14 protein-coding genes are annotated in these 14,461 nt (G+C 34.9%); 9 read left to right on the top strand and 5 right to left on the bottom strand.

The window, feature by feature from the left end; genetic code table 11:
* Positions 1 to 43: 43 nt before the first annotated feature.
* Entirely contained in the window at positions 44 to 295 is a 252-nt protein-coding gene (locus GQO39_RS00455) for a hypothetical protein (protein ID WP_156850474.1), read from the top strand.
* A gap of 492 nt (positions 296 to 787) precedes the next feature.
* Here GQO39_RS00455 and GQO39_RS00450 read toward each other — a convergent pair whose 3' ends face one another.
* Positions 788 to 1,189 carry an ABC transporter transmembrane domain-containing protein gene (locus tag GQO39_RS00450; RefSeq protein WP_246668493.1) on the bottom strand — a complete coding sequence of 134 codons (402 nt, stop codon included), beginning with the start codon at positions 1,187 to 1,189 and terminating at the stop codon, positions 788 to 790.
* Between the two features lie 251 nt (positions 1,190 to 1,440).
* Between GQO39_RS00450 and GQO39_RS00445 the strand changes: the two genes are divergently transcribed.
* Positions 1,441 to 1,746, top strand: coding sequence for a hypothetical protein (locus GQO39_RS00445; protein WP_156850473.1), 306 nt, complete (start codon positions 1,441 to 1,443; stop codon positions 1,744 to 1,746).
* 1,304 nt (positions 1,747 to 3,050) lie between these two features.
* Here the strand turns inward: GQO39_RS00445 and GQO39_RS00440 are convergent.
* From GQO39_RS00440 to GQO39_RS00425, 4 genes are all read right to left on the bottom strand, one after another.
* Positions 3,051 to 3,836, bottom strand: a complete 786-nt coding sequence (locus GQO39_RS00440) for a DUF1499 domain-containing protein (RefSeq protein WP_156850472.1) — start codon at positions 3,834 to 3,836, stop codon at positions 3,051 to 3,053.
* A 622-nt stretch (positions 3,837 to 4,458) separates the two neighbouring features.
* On the bottom strand, positions 4,459 to 4,998 hold the full coding sequence (locus tag GQO39_RS00435) for a DUF1254 domain-containing protein (RefSeq protein WP_007553051.1): 540 nt from the start codon (positions 4,996 to 4,998) through the stop codon (positions 4,459 to 4,461).
* Complete coding sequence (locus GQO39_RS00430; protein WP_156850560.1) at positions 4,991 to 5,587, bottom strand: DUF1214 domain-containing protein; 597 nt, start codon at positions 5,585 to 5,587, stop codon at positions 4,991 to 4,993. The genes GQO39_RS00435 and GQO39_RS00430 overlap by 8 nt, the downstream gene beginning before the upstream one ends.
* A 17-nt stretch (positions 5,588 to 5,604) precedes the next feature.
* Positions 5,605 to 7,752, bottom strand: coding sequence for a transglycosylase domain-containing protein (locus tag GQO39_RS00425; protein ID WP_156850471.1), 2,148 nt, complete (start codon positions 7,750 to 7,752; stop codon positions 5,605 to 5,607).
* Between the two features lie 329 nt (positions 7,753 to 8,081).
* On the opposite strand from GQO39_RS00425, the gene GQO39_RS00420 reads away from it, so the two are divergent.
* From GQO39_RS00420 to GQO39_RS00390, 7 genes are all read left to right on the top strand, one after another.
* A complete protein-coding gene (locus GQO39_RS00420; RefSeq protein ID WP_040298903.1) occupies positions 8,082 to 8,318 on the top strand; it encodes a hypothetical protein in 237 nt (78 codons plus the stop codon).
* An 18-nt stretch (positions 8,319 to 8,336) separates the two neighbouring features.
* Positions 8,337 to 9,002, top strand: a complete 666-nt coding sequence (locus GQO39_RS00415; RefSeq protein WP_156850470.1) for a response regulator transcription factor — start codon at positions 8,337 to 8,339, stop codon at positions 9,000 to 9,002.
* Complete coding sequence (locus GQO39_RS00410; protein WP_156850469.1) at positions 9,002 to 10,417, top strand: sensor histidine kinase; 1,416 nt, start codon at positions 9,002 to 9,004, stop codon at positions 10,415 to 10,417. The genes GQO39_RS00415 and GQO39_RS00410 overlap by 1 nt, the downstream gene beginning before the upstream one ends.
* 127 nt (positions 10,418 to 10,544) lie before the next feature.
* Positions 10,545 to 11,279: a tetratricopeptide repeat protein gene (locus GQO39_RS00405; protein WP_156850468.1), complete on the top strand. Its 735-nt coding sequence runs from the start codon at positions 10,545 to 10,547 to the stop codon at positions 11,277 to 11,279.
* 184 nt (positions 11,280 to 11,463) lie between these two features.
* Positions 11,464 to 11,943: a cytochrome c maturation protein CcmE gene (gene ccmE / locus GQO39_RS00400; RefSeq protein WP_156850467.1), complete on the top strand. Its 480-nt coding sequence runs from the start codon at positions 11,464 to 11,466 to the stop codon at positions 11,941 to 11,943.
* 7 nt (positions 11,944 to 11,950) lie between these two features.
* Positions 11,951 to 13,933, top strand: a complete 1,983-nt coding sequence (locus GQO39_RS00395; RefSeq protein ID WP_156850466.1) for a heme lyase CcmF/NrfE family subunit — start codon at positions 11,951 to 11,953, stop codon at positions 13,931 to 13,933.
* Entirely contained in the window at positions 13,930 to 14,388 is a 459-nt protein-coding gene (locus GQO39_RS00390; RefSeq protein ID WP_007553039.1) for a cytochrome c-type biogenesis protein, read from the top strand. The genes GQO39_RS00395 and GQO39_RS00390 overlap by 4 nt, the downstream gene beginning before the upstream one ends.
* Positions 14,389 to 14,461: the final 73 nt, after the last annotated feature.

Genomic DNA, 14,461 nt, shown 5'->3' with positions numbered 1-14,461 from the left:
TACGTTATTTTAAGAAATAATGAGAAATTAAAGGAGAATAAAAATGGGTAGTTCAAGCTCATCGAATGATTCAAGTAGTAGTTCACATTCATCAAGTTGGTTTCATTCTGAAAGGTGTGATGCGGGTGGTTATGCTTATGATGTGATCGCAAATGGTATTAAAGGCGCAGTAGTAGGAGGAGCAATTGGTATCTTTAAAGGACCATCTGGTATTGGCTATGGAGCGGCAATAGGTGCTGCAGAGCAAGGTGGTAATGCCTTGATTGATAAGATAGACGAATGCTCTCACAGGTAAAGTGAAAGAATGCTGAATGTCTCTGAGATCAGTAATATTGTAACATAATTTAAAAGCTATGGCACAACTGATTTCGGAGATATCTATTATTTATGATAAATAGATATCTGGGGGATTTTTTGTTATGGATATTATTTATAAACTTATAAAATTATTTCTTCCACTAATTATGGGTATTTTGGTAGGTATGTTGTGCTATAGATTTAACAGTTATAGTTGGAAACACGCTGCAAAAGAATCATTGTCAATGGGGATTATAGTATTTATAGTAATAATTTTTTTTAATTATGTTATTAAGTATATTGGTTTGTAGAAAATAATAATTATATTTAATTTTTTGCTATGAATATTTTTATTCAATAATTATTGACAACAATTATGATAGGATTTTTACTTATATATTAAAAGGTAATGATTGGAGAAAAAGTTTTAAAAAAGAAATATTGAAATTAATTATGTTTTTTATATTATTTTATATTATATTATTAGTTTTTAGCAACATATAAATTTCTCCGATATGTGTGAACAATTCTCTCTCATTTGCCAAGTTTGTAAGACAGGCAAGGAGAGGCTTAAAAGATGGGTATAAATGCGACGCGCAAATTCTAGAGTCAGCCTATTGGCTAAATAAGCCCCCAAATAACCTGATAGAGAGCTAAGAGCCGTGCTAAACAGCATGATAGCGACCATAAGGACAACGATAGCATAAAGACTTTCAATACGCTGAAAAGGGAGAATACGGTCAATAATTGCCTGAAAAATAAAAGGATTCACCAAGCCAAGTAAGCGCAAAACAATGGCTACACAACTGAGTTCGATGACATAATGAATATATTTCTTGGTGGTTTGAGTAAACCAAGAGAAGGATACTAGCTTTTCTTGTGAATAACTCATTTGAATTTATGATTTTATTTAAGATAAAGAACGATGGATGTCGCATATTTTAACAGTATTGTAAATAGTATTATTACTAAACAAAATATACATTTTGCATGCATAAATATAAACATAATATATTTATTGTTTATACAGTGTTTTTATTTCTAATTTTAAAATTATATTTGACATTTTCTAAACTGAATAATAATGAATTTTCCACTGAATCATTATGATTAAGTATTTGTTAATAATAGAAGAGCATTTATATGTTTGGTTCATTTGGTTTTTCTAGTTTGTCTAATAGTTGGTCTAATATTTCATCAATGAATTTTTCAAGCAATGGATTACAACCTGGGTGTACTGTTGGAAATTACCTCACTACAGCAGGTTCATACGGAGGGGTGGGAAGAGATATGGGAAGAACTGGTGGAGTATTTGTAGGCGGTATAGTCGGAGGTCTTGCATCAGGCGGATCGGGTATAATTGCAGGTGCAGGAACCGGTGCAGGTCTTGGCTATGGGGTAGGAGCAGGTATAGGTTTAAATGCTCAGTATAACGCGTTCTATTATTAATTTATAAAGTATTTAGAAATATATCTCTGAGTTTATAATAATTTTATAGACATATTTTTTATTAACGTGTCTATATGTGTTGATAAAATAGCTTTTAGTTATATAATAACTCTATATTTTAATTTGGAAATTTTATACGTTATGGGTGTTTTTCATATTATTAATGAATTAATTGAATTATTTACGTCGATATCTATTTTAATAATATTTATATCTTTATTTGAATTATATTACAAACATAAAAATTGTCTTAAAAAAGATATTAGAAAAAGTTCAATTATAAGAATAGGTTTATTTTTTGTATTTTTCTTTTTATTATTTTCTTTAGTTAATTTTTATATAACTTAATATATTTAAGTTGGAGTTTGTTATGATTGACCTTATGTTTAATATTAAAAATGCGTTACTTGCAACAAACATTTTTTTAATTTTAAGTATATTTTTTTCTAAATTACAATTTCCTACTTGGAAAAAGTCTATTAAATTAGGATTAATTACAATTATTATATACTTTATAATATATTTTGGACTTTATTATTTGATAAATTAATATTATATAAAATATCGATGTATTTTATATTTTATGAGTAGTTATTTTGCTCACGTACAAATAGAATCTTATATAAATGAAATTAACTTTAGATAATTGTATTATTTATAATGATTTATATTTTTTTATTAACTATTTTGGTGGTTATTATTAATGTGGATGAATTTTATTAGCTTTGTTGTAAATATGTTATTTTCAATAATAAGTGTAGTTACAATTATATATTATTTATTATTACTAAATAAATATAAAAATTATAATACAAAAGAATACAAAAAAAATATATTATTACTAATAATAAGTTTAATTTTTATAATTATTTTTATAATATTTTTTATGAATATATTTTATAAATTTAAGTTATTTAATAGTGTATTAAATATATGAAATAAATTATAATATTGATTTTATATCTTATTAAGTAATAATAAAACCTTATTTTTTATTATTGAGATATATTTGTTATAATAATTGCATAGTTATTATTTTTATATACTATTCATCTTTAAAAAAATGTTTACTGATTACAGTGAGACAGTGTCTTTAATATCAAGCATTATCATCAAGAGTTATGTTTTTTATTTCCTATTTTTGAATCTTTTTAATTATTTCAAGAATGGGTTGTTGAGATTATTGTCTTTTGTATAAGAATTGTCAGTTTATAGTTTTTGAAAAGTGATTCTCTTCTTATGGATCATATTTATTGAAAAATAAGCAATTTTTATGAAATAAAGTGCCTTATCTCTCTTGATTTTTATCCATCATCTTGTGGGAGAGGAAGTGAAGCGATTTCTGTATCAAGGACATCCATAAAATCGATAATAAAAGCAGCATTGGTACCCAAATCTCTTGGCATATAACGCGAAGCAGAACGCATATCAACAAAAGTTGTATCCCCTTCATCGGTTAAACGTATCATGATGTCCGAAATAAAACCTAGGTAAAAAGTTTTTGCTACCGTTTCAATATAAATCTCGTTTTCTTCACCTTTAAATTCTCGTTGAGCCACAACAGGCCAACCGTAGGCTGCTAAAACATTGAGAACGGATTTACGAATACGATCAGGTGAACCATCATAACGACGTCCTGACATTTCCGGCCACGCAGATATTTGTAATGCTGCTTGTTCAGTTAAAACACTTTTAAGCGGCAAAGCATCATTGGGGCGTATCGTGCGAAAAAAAGCTGGCGGTCTTTGGGTATCAGTAGAAACATCATGAAGAGCTGGTAAAGCAAACCAAAATCCCCAGAATAACACCAATGGTGTGGCAGTGATCAACGAATAAATGATCCCTCTTAAAGCTCGCATTCCTCCTAGAGCGCCATACCACCACAAACTGTAAAGTGCTTTTACAGCAAGAAAAAGAGAAACAACAACACAGCAAGCAGAGATTACTATTAAAATTATGAAGTCGGTTACGTCAATCACGGAAAAGCGCTGTAAAAGCATTGCAAATAACAAAATAAAGAACGCCAATCCACCAAAACGGGGAGACCATACCGCTGCCCTTGAAATTAACCGAACATATACCTTCTTCATGAAGCCTTTTCCCCCTCAACCATGAAACAGAATTTTCTTCAAATTTCATATCTTATAGAAAGTTTCCAGTTACATAACAAAAGTAAAGCACTTATTTTTTAGGTCAAGTATGCTCTGGAATCCATAACCTCCTATAATTGTTCTCGTTCATTTTCTGAAAGAACAACTACTCCCTCTATAGTTTATCATGTAATCGTTCCAATTTTTATGGGAATGGTTTGTAATCACATAGAAATAAGTTTAGATGATAAGCTTTACGGTTTCTCTAAGTGTGTTTTCTTAGAATTTTTAGCCATCCTTATCACCTTTAGGTTTAAAAGAGGTTTTTCTATCGAATATGATATGATTCTGTGCTACAGAGGTTTCATTCTATTTGATATTTATAATCAATATGCTTACTTTTTCATCTACTTGTACAGCAGATTTATGTTTCAATGGAAGAGGGTTGTGAGGATTATAGAATGGTTTTTGACTCTAATAAAAAATTAAGTTGCTTAAAAGTTAGAATAAAGATCCCATTTTAATTCTGATATTTGATTAATTGAGGCTGAAAATAACCATTTTGTGTATATTTTGTTTACTCTTATAGAAAAAATTAGTCTAGTTAAAGATCGCTGTGCTTTTATCCATTGAACATGTGACAGGTGGCAGATGAAAGGAAGGCTTCACTTTCTTTTTTTGCAAGTGCTGTAGGAGCAAAGCTACGTAAGACGACAAAACCTTTATTTACATTTTTAGCAATTAAAACTGAATTGGCATTGTTTTTAGATTTTGGCTGTTTAAGCTCTATTATTTGTACCGGTTTTCCAATGATAAGATCTAGCGTAGCATCAGGGGATGTTCTGTCATTAAGGCTATAGAAAATCATTCCGTCGTATGTGTAGGCTGCTAGTGACCAAAATTGTATTGTTTTTAAAGCTTTTAAATGAACAGGGCCATTTTCGAGATCAAATCTGCAGACTTTAAGAAGAAAGAGGGGATCAGCAGACTGTTGAATAGGATTACGAGCATCTAAGTCAATGAATTGATAAGGAGCCCCCGATTTTTTAAGCCCTATCCATATATTATCTCGCATCCAATAGGGGAGCAGAAATAAAACGCAAATATGAACAATAACAGCACCAATGCTTGCAAGAAGCACAGCATGAATAAATCTAGTCACAGTTTTTTTGTCCTGATGGAATTTGTTCTACCAAGGGCATTGTAAGCGTTTGTAATGCCGTTGCGGAAATGATTGAGGTATCGTATAAAGTAAGAATAAGTCCAAATTCTTTTTGACTAATCGTTGCAAGCCAATTTCCAGTTTGTGGTGTTGGTGCGATGTTGATACGCAAAGAGCCATCACTTTCATAGGTAACATTGTTGGTATAGAGTTCGAAAGGTATTTCCTTGGAAGAAGTATAAGGTTTTAGGGATTTATCAGCTGTATAAAGTGTAAAGAGGCGGGCTTCAGGAATGTGACCTTTGAGTAAATAATGGCAATGGGGGCGTAGCGGATGTCCATGACTGTCTTCCCAAAGTTGAAAAATAAGCCCTTCTGTGTGCCCGAGTGAAATGCCACCTCGTTTGGCAGTGCGTGCGCGGGTATAGGGATCAGTGTTGGCCGTTCCTGCTTCTGGGTAAGCACTCCATTTATCAATTGTAAAGCGTCCAAAATTATTGAAGGAATTGAGCATATAGTCGACGCTAAATGTTCCACACAAAATAGAAAAAGTAAGGATAAAAAAGGGCACAGCAATATTAACAAACATTGTAGAATATTTCGAATTCAATGTGTTAAAGCTCCAAGTGTTTCTAGTTTCAAAGAGATTACAGATGGTTTTTTCAGATCTTTGTTAATCAGTCGCACAATATTCAATGTTGCGGGGGAAAGCGTATAAGATATTTTAGGCACAACCTCAGAATCATTGCGGGAAGTGGGAAGCGGCTGATAAGGGAGAAGTGAATCTTTGACACCATAGAGTTGTTTTAGCATGATATTTTGGTGTGCATGGAGCATAATGCTATGCCATATCATGGCAGGAACACCACCACCAAAAGCACGATTCATCGGTGAAAAATTATCATTTCCCATCCATACAGCCCCAGTGTAATTACCAGTAAAGCCAACAAACCACGCATCGCGATAGGATTGTGATGTTCCAGTTTTGCCAGCAACAAGGGTCATAGGGAGAGCAGCACGTTTACCAGATCCTCGTGTTGTAACACCAACCATCATTTGGTTCATATAAGCTGCGGATTGTCCACTGAGGACTCGATGTGGTTTATTACCGTTATGCTCGAAGTTCCAAACTACATGTCCATCTGTTGTCCTGATTTGCGTGAAGCCATGGTGATTTCCAGCAATGCCACCATTCGCAAAGACATTAAAACCAATTGCTTGATCCATCGGTGTCATATTGGATGTGCCTAGAACCATAGTTTTGTGTGATAAAATATGTGCATGAATGCCCATGCTTTTGATCAGATCTATGATAGGTTGGGTATTGTGGTTAAGATATTGGGAGGTAAGATAGACAGGCACTGTATTGATAGAAAAAGCTAAAGCTGTTGCTAAATCGATTTTACCAAGATAACGACCCGAGTTATTTTTGGGTGACCAGCCTCCCCAATTGATGGGGGCATCTAAGACTATTGTTGAAGGAGACAAACCACGTTCCATTGCGGCTGCGTAAACATAAGGCTTGAATGAAGAGCCCGGTTGTCGACCGCCTTGTGTTGCTCTGTTAAATTGGCTTTTACTATAATCCAGTCCTCCAACAATTGCACAGATAGCTCCGTTATTATCGAGTATTACGGTGGCCGCTTGTGTTACGTGATATTGTTGACCATACTGGTGTAAATGATAGGCGATTGCTTCTTCTGCTACTTTTTGAATATCTGGATCAAGAGTCGTTTGAATGATCAAAGTATGACTTGGAAGTTGGTCATTCATTTTTTTGACTTCGTCGAATGCCCAATCAAGAAAATAATCAGGTTGAGTATTTTTTATTTTTGTAAGTACTTTTGCAGGATGACGATAGGCATTGATAATTTGGCTTTCAGTCATGAAACCGCTATTAACAAGATTAGCAAGTACCACATTGGCACGTGTTTGAGCAGCAAAAAGGTGACTATGAGGAGCATATTTAGTCGGGGCCTTGAAGAGACCTGCTAACATAGCGGATTCGCTAAGAGATATATTGCGTACATTTTTCCCAAAGTAAAATTTTGCTGCTGCTGCAATACCAAAATTGTTTCCTCCCATATATGCACGGTCAAGATAAAGTTGCAAAATCTGTTTTTTGCTGAAGTTTGCTTCTAACCAAAGGGCAAGGTAGGCTTCTTTAATTTTGCGTGTTATGGTTCTTTCATTTGTTAAGAATAAATTTTTAGCCAGTTGTTGTGTAAGGGTTGAACCACCTTGAACAACACTTTTAGCCCGCATATTCTGTGAGATCGCCCGTGTGAGACCTTGCAAATCAATACCCCAGTGATCAAAAAAACGGCGGTCCTCTGTCGCAAGAACCGCTTTAATAACAAAATTGGGCATTTCTTCAACGGGAACGGATACAGCCGGTAATGCGCCACGATGACCGATGGGGTTTCCATAGCGATCTAGAAAAAGAATAGAAAAATTCCTGGGAGAATACCAATCTTTTTTGGTTAATTCGAAAATGGAAATGCCAACAATGGTAAAAAGAGTAAAACCAATCAATCCTAATGTCAGTGTTTCGTTAAGAATTTCTACTATAAAGCGTTTCCATCCTCGGGGGTGACAACATTGCGAGATGATCTGTGTTTTATTCCAGAAGGAACTATTAGCAGAACGGATGCGATAAAGTGTTGTGTCGAACAGTGCATCTAATTCAATAAGTGCAGGACTATGGAATGGCTTATTGTATTGTGCTTTCTTTTTTTTAAAAAAATTAAACATTTAAAAAGAGCCTATAGCAAAGCAATGCAACAAAAAAATCTACAATGATTATATGGAGTAGCAGTAATTTTTTGCTATAGTGCCAGCAGAAAAAGAGTTTATTTATAGTTATTTTAGGATTATGGCGACCTATTTATCATAGATTATGTATTTAGTTTTATGTTTTTAAAAGTTTCTATCTCAATTGTTTTTATAGTCTTTAAAAAGATTTTATTTTAAAATTGCCAAATTTGAGAATAATATCTACCTATTATTTTCGATAGATGATTTTTGAATAAACAAAAAACCATTGATCATTTTATACTCAAGAATGGATTATGAAAATATCTATGATAAAAAAGTTTGGCTTGTTTGTGATGATAGCAGTTCTTATGGGGGCGGATTCTGTTTTTGCTACTGGTTGTGCTGAAGTGGGTAGAAAGGTTGCGACCCAAGAAAATGGGGTATTGGTACGTTCAAAGTCGGCTGTTCAGGATGGAAAAAATATGTGTATGATTGTGGTTGTTGTGCCTGCTCGTGATGGTGAAAAGCTGCGTCGTGTTGAGGTTTTAGTCCCCGCTAATTAGTGATTGGCAGATATTGTGATGCGTATTTTAATTGTCGAAGATGATAGGAATCTCAATCATCAATTAGCAGAAGCTGTAAGGAGTGTGGGATATGTTTCAGATAGTGCTTTTGATGGTGAAGAAGCTTATTTTTTAGGAAGTACAGAGTCTTATGATGCTGTAATTATCGATATTAGTTTACCGCGTAGAGATGGAATTTGTGTTGTTGAAAAATGGCGCAAAGAAGGGTATTTTATGCCTGTTTTAATACTAACAGCGCGAGACCGATGGTCTGATAAGGTGCTTGGAATTGATGCAGGTGCCGACGATTATGTTGTTAAGCCATTTCATATGGAGGAATTGATGGCGCGGTTGCGGGCGTTAATTCGTCGAGCTGCTGGGCATGCAACAAGCACATTATGCTGTGGTCAGGTTTTATTAGATACTAAAACTTCTCGTGTTTTTGTTGATGGTCAGTTGATTAGATTAACATCCTATGAATTTAGACTTCTTTCGTATCTCATGCATCATTGTGATAGAGTGATGTCAAGGACGGAGCTTATCGAGCATCTTTATGATCAAGATTTTGATAAGGATTCAAATACGATTGAAGTTTTTGTGGGGCGATTGCGTAAAAAGCTTGGGGTGGATTTGATTGAGACTGTTCGAGGAATGGGATATCGCGTGAAAACACTAGGTGATTAATGAGTGTTTTAAAAAAGAATAACCGTTTTAGGAGGCTATTTTTTTTAGTGAGTAGATCTCTCAGCTTACGCGTTATGATCTTATCAACATTATGGGTTGTTATTTCACTTTCATCAATTTCTGCAGTTAGTATTTTATTTTATAGGCGCTCAAGTGAACAAAGCTTAGAGCGTGTCCTTTATGCTCAGCTTTATAGTCTTATTGCGACAGTGACGGTTTCACCAGAAGGGCAATTGAGAGGAAGTGTTGGGATTGATGATATTCGTTATTCCGATCCAACGGCAGGATGGTATTGGGAAGTTGTTGCTATATCACATAATTTAAAAGGAAGATTGGCATCTCCATCATTAGGAACAGGTAGCATATTTGCACCAAGCGATGTCGATATACCTTTTGACAGCAAATTTTTTCGGTCATATCGGATAAAGGGCAACAATGATCAGAAATTACAAGTCATTGAAAGTGATGTTGTTCTTGATAATCAGAATCATATTGCGCGTTTTCGTCTCGTTGGGAATATCGATGAGGCACATGCACAAGTACGGGAATTTGAACGGACTTTACAGATTTTTCTTTGGAGTTTTGGTATAGGCAGTGTTCTTATAAATATTGCTATCATTTTCTTTAGCTTTCAACCGTTGAAGCTTATTCGACGTACATTAAATGATATTCGCGAGGGTAGAGTTTATCATGTGAGTACGGATTTAGTAAGTGAGGTCATGCCACTAGTACGAGAGATGAATGCTCTCATCAATAATAATCAGCGTATTATTGAACGGTTTCGTACACAGGTTGGCAATCTTGCTCATTCATTAAAAACGCCTTTATCAGTTATTATAAATGAGGTTGATAAGATGTACGGGGAACAAGCCATTTTATTGAGAGAGCAAACTAAAATAATGCAGGCTCAAATAAATCATTACCTTCAGCGTGCGCGGATTGCAGCACAATGCGATAGTATCGTTTATCATACATCTGTTCGCAGAGTGATTGGTCGTTTAGTGCGGGTTATGGAAAAGCTTACTCCTGAAAAAAAGTTCCGATTTGTTATGGATGCCGATGATATTGTTTTTTCTGGTGAGAGAGAAGATTTAGAGGAAATTGTAGGAAATTTGATTGAAAATGCTGCTTTATGGTCTCACACAAAAGTTCTCATCTCCTGTCGTTTAGAAAAAAATGTTGAAGAAACAGAATACTTTAGCATTCTCGTAGAAGATGATGGATCTGGTTTAACAGAAGATAAAATTGATGAAGCGTTAAAAAGAGGACGGCGGTTTGATGAAAGCAAGCCTGGAACAGGTTTAGGGTTAGCGATTGTTTCAGATATGGTCAGTGAATATGGTGGAAGTTTTTTTTTATCGCGTTCTGATTTGGGTGGGTTATGTGCAAAAGTTTTATTACCAAGCAGGAGGTAAATATATTTTTTTCTAAAGCATGTATTTTGAAGTTTGTAAGCAGGTATCAGTTTTTTGTGAATAAAAGAGGGGGAAGGGAGGATAAATTGGTTATACTTTTTGATTTTCGTGTTGGTACAAAAATGATATGCTATTACTAATTTTGTCATCGCTTTTTCTCACCTTTTTGGTGTGTATCCTTTTTCTTTCGCTACATAACTATGGGACTGGGGAAAAGTGGAGAGTTCAAGCCGTTGATAGTTATAGAAGTCATATGTATTCGGTTGTATCTGAGAAGACTTATACGCATTACAAAAATAGATATACTCTTAAAGCGTTGAGTATTTTGTTTGTTCTTCTTATGACATGGAATATTTACGCTCTGACAGGAAATCCAGAAGTTAAAAGTTATTTTTTTAGCGAGTTAATGGATAAGAATCCAAAAACACTCAGTAAGCGTGAACAGCTTGTTCTTTTACAAGTACTTTTTTTTCGTGCACCGCATGATGGAAAATTAGCAGATGCATTAGCAGTAGGATACCTCGAGGAAGGTCATTTTCAGGATGCAGTGAACATTTATTTAGATGCGCTTCGCTTGAATGGAGAATCAGCTCCAAGACTTGTTGGGTATGGTTTGGCATTAGTTGGTTATGAGGGTGGAATGATTACACAAGAAGCACAAAATATTTTTCAAAAAGCAGCCGATTTAGAGCCAAATGATTTTTATCCTCGTTTATTACTAGCTGAAGCACTTCATCAGGCTGGAAAGTCTTTGCAGGCAGTGCATCTTTTACAAAAATTTCTTGATACAATGCCTGAGGATTTTTCAGGACGATCACGTATTGAAGCCATGATAGTTCAGTTACGTGATGCACCCAATTAGAATATTCAGGAAGTGATTATGAACAGTTTAAGACTATAAAATCAGAGATGGGATTCGAGAGAAGCGAAGATATTGGATAAAAGTTGCACCCGTATGTAAGATGTGCCAAGCTCTTTTAGAAGATAAGCCATATGAATTAATATTTATATAATGCCTTTATAAAAAGAGTTTTCGTAGAGTGCCTATGAACGATCAATCTTTAAAAAGTTTTCCTTCACTAAAAGCTATTTTAAAGCAGCGAAAAAGAAAGCGATTGCTGACAATCTTATTGTGTTGCTTGATTTTGGCAATTGCGACAAGTCTTCTCATATATGCAATGCGTAATACGGTAAGTTTTTTTCGAATGCCTTCTGAAATTACAAAAGAAGATATTTTAACGGGACGCCCTTTGCGCTTAGGCGGTTTTGTTGAAAAGGGAACTATTGAATATGTTGGAGAGATGGGTGTTGTTTTTTTTGTAACGGATAATACAGAACACGAAAAAGTAATTTTCAATGGTATCTTACCAGATCTTTTTCGTGAAGGCCAAGGTATTATCGTAGAAGGACATTTTGATAAACAGGGTTTTTTTAAAGGTACGCGCATTTTGGCAAAACATGATGAGACTTATATGTCTAAAGAAACAGCTGATCGCTTGAATAAACATAACAGTGTGGAGAAATAATTCGATTGTGCTTGTTGAACTGGGTCATATTTTTTTATCTGCAGCCTTTGCCGTGAGTTTGTTAGGGGCTTTCTTGCCCTCTATAGGTTTTTGGTGGAAAGAGCGTTCATTAATGCAAACAGCTGTTCCCCTGACATATATTACTTTTACATTATTGTTCTTATCTTTTTTGATTATTGTTCATGCTCATATTGTCTCTGATTTTTCTGTTTTGAATGTTGTTGAGAATTCTCATTCAGAAAAACCGATGTTGTATAAAATCACTGGTGTTTGGGGAAACCATGAAGGATCTATGTTATTATGGGTTTTAAGTCTTGCTTTTTTTAGTACATTGCTGGCGTCTTTTAGCCAACATTTGCCAGAACAGTTCACGGCATTAATTTTAATATGCCAAAGTTGGATTACAAGCGCTTTTCTTTTATTTATTCTTTTCATGTCTAACCCATTTTTACGTGTTAATCCACCAGCATTGCAGGGAAAAGATCTCAATCCTCTTTTACAAGATATCGCGTTAGCAATTCATCCACCCCTTCTTTATTTAGGTTATGTTGGTTTTTCACTTTGTTTTTCTTTTGCAGTCGCTGCATTGGTTATGGGATATGCCGATGGGCTTTGGGCGCGTTGGGTTCGTCCTTGGCTTTTACTTGCTTGGTGTTTTTTAACATTAGGTATTATGGTGGGGTCCTATTGGGCTTATTATGAGCTAGGATGGGGAGGGTATTGGTTGTGGGATCCCGTTGAAAATGTTTCGTTTATGCCTTGGCTTTCAGGAACAGCTTTTTTGCATTCTGCTCTTGTTCTTGAAAAGCGAGAAACATTAAAAAGTTGGACTTTATTTTTAGCTCTTCTTACTTTTTCCCTTTCTCTCATGGGAACTTTTCTTGTTCGTTCTGGTCTTTTGATCTCCGTTCATAGTTTTGCTGTTGATCCAGCACGTGGGCGAGCAATTCTTGCACTTTTATTCTTTTTCACAGGAGGGGCTTTGCTTCTTTTTGCTTTGCGCGTACCTGTTTTGACAACAGGAAAATACTTTCAGCCAATTTCGCGTGAAGGTTTTATTGTTTTAAATAATTTGTTACTTACAACAATCATAGCAACAGTATTGATTGGTACGCTCTATCCTTATTTTATTGAGGTATTAACAGGGCAACGAATTTCTGTTGGTGCAGCCTTTTTTAACCTCACCTGTGGGCCTTTAATGGTCTTATTGTTATTATTGGCTCCATTTGGCTCAATGATGGCGTGGAAACGTGGTGATTTTCTTGCAGTTTTTGAACGGCTATGGCTTGTTTTTGCATTAGTTTGTGCAGTTTGTTTTATAATATTTTATGTTACATCTTGGCGTGATATTTTTGCTGCTTTAGGAATTGGACTTTCCGCTTTTGTTTTCTTAGGCAGTTTAGCTGATCTTTGGGGAAAGAGTGGACATCGCAAGCTAGCTTTGTTGATACGGGTTAAGAGACTTATTGGATTACCATGGTCTGTTTTTGGTGCAGCAGTAGCGCATATGGGGTTAGGCGTTATATTATTTGGTATTATCTGTGTTGCATCTTTTGGGCAGGAGCGTGTTCTAACCATGCACATAGGAGATAAGGTAGCAATAGCAGGTAAAACCCTTTATTTGAATGAAATACGTAATAGCGCTGGTCCGAATTATTCTGCAATAGAGTTTAATTTTACAATATATGAAAATAAAAATTCCGTGCGCTATGTAACTGCATCCAAGCGATTTTATTCTAGCCAAAATACATCAACAACGGAAGTTGGTATTCAAAGTCACGGCTTATCCCAGCTATATATTGTACCCGGACGTATAGATGATCGAGGACTTGTTTTGCATATATGGTGGAAGCCTTACGTAATGTGTGTTTGGTTAGGAGCATTAATGATGGCTATGGGTGGTTGTCTTTCCCTTTTTTATTTGTTTCGTATTGGGGCGCACAAACAGAGTGCTTCTTGCTTGAAATTTTTTGGAAAGACATTGAGATGAAAAATGTGTTGTTTTGGACTTTGCTTTTTTTAATCGTTATTTTTCCTTTGCGGTTAGTAATAGCAGTGGAGCCGGATGAAATTTTAAACGATTCAGTTCTTGAATTGCGTGCACGAGATATTTCATCATATTTGCGCTGTCCGGTTTGCCAGAATCAATCAATTGATGATTCAGATGCTTCCCTAGCGCGTGATTTGCGGCTTTTGATTAGGGAGCGATTAAGAATGGGTTATACCAATCAGCAAATCATTGATTTTCTTGTTGAGCGATATGGTGAGTTTATCCTTCTGAAACCGCCATTTAATAAAACAACTTGGTTTTTATGGTTGTCACCTTTGATAATTATCACCATGGGTGCAAACGCTATATTTTTTCGGATAAAACGGTGTAAGCATAAAAAAATAATGATTTCAAATGTTGGTGAAGAAAAACAGCCAAAAATACTGTTAGGTTAAAAGAGACACGACAGGAAAAAAATGATTGTATTTCAATTTGTAATTCAGCTTTGTTGATAATCATGTGTTGTTG

Source organism: Bartonella refiksaydamii (assembly GCF_902652675.1).
GTDB classification, from domain to species: domain Bacteria; phylum Pseudomonadota; class Alphaproteobacteria; order Rhizobiales; family Rhizobiaceae; genus Bartonella; species Bartonella refiksaydamii.
This window is presented reverse-complemented; position numbering and strand designations above follow the sequence as displayed.

Bases quoted from the DNA above. Each gene is read 5' to 3' on its own strand.
- GQO39_RS00455 (WP_156850474.1), top strand. From the start codon at position 44: ATGGGTAGTTCAAGCTCATCGAATGATTCAAGTAGTAGTTCACATTCA.
- GQO39_RS00450 (WP_246668493.1), bottom strand. From the start codon at position 1,189: ATGAGTTATTCACAAGAAAAGCTAGTATCCTTCTCTTGGTTTACTCAA.
- GQO39_RS00445 (WP_156850473.1), top strand. From the start codon at position 1,441: ATGTTTGGTTCATTTGGTTTTTCTAGTTTGTCTAATAGTTGGTCTAAT.
- GQO39_RS00440 (WP_156850472.1), bottom strand. From the start codon at position 3,836: ATGAAGAAGGTATATGTTCGGTTAATTTCAAGGGCAGCGGTATGGTCT.
- GQO39_RS00430 (WP_156850560.1), bottom strand. From the start codon at position 5,587: ATGTTTGTTAATATTGCTGTGCCCTTTTTTATCCTTACTTTTTCTATT.
- GQO39_RS00425 (WP_156850471.1), bottom strand. From the start codon at position 7,752: ATGTTTAATTTTTTTAAAAAAAAGAAAGCACAATACAATAAGCCATTC.
- GQO39_RS00420 (WP_040298903.1), top strand. From the start codon at position 8,082: ATGATAAAAAAGTTTGGCTTGTTTGTGATGATAGCAGTTCTTATGGGG.
- GQO39_RS00415 (WP_156850470.1), top strand. From the start codon at position 8,337: ATGCGTATTTTAATTGTCGAAGATGATAGGAATCTCAATCATCAATTA.
- GQO39_RS00410 (WP_156850469.1), top strand. From the start codon at position 9,002: ATGAGTGTTTTAAAAAAGAATAACCGTTTTAGGAGGCTATTTTTTTTA.
- GQO39_RS00405 (WP_156850468.1), top strand. From the start codon at position 10,545: ATGCTATTACTAATTTTGTCATCGCTTTTTCTCACCTTTTTGGTGTGT.
- ccmE (WP_156850467.1), top strand. From the start codon at position 11,464: ATGAACGATCAATCTTTAAAAAGTTTTCCTTCACTAAAAGCTATTTTA.
- GQO39_RS00390 (WP_007553039.1), top strand. From the start codon at position 13,930: ATGAAAAATGTGTTGTTTTGGACTTTGCTTTTTTTAATCGTTATTTTT.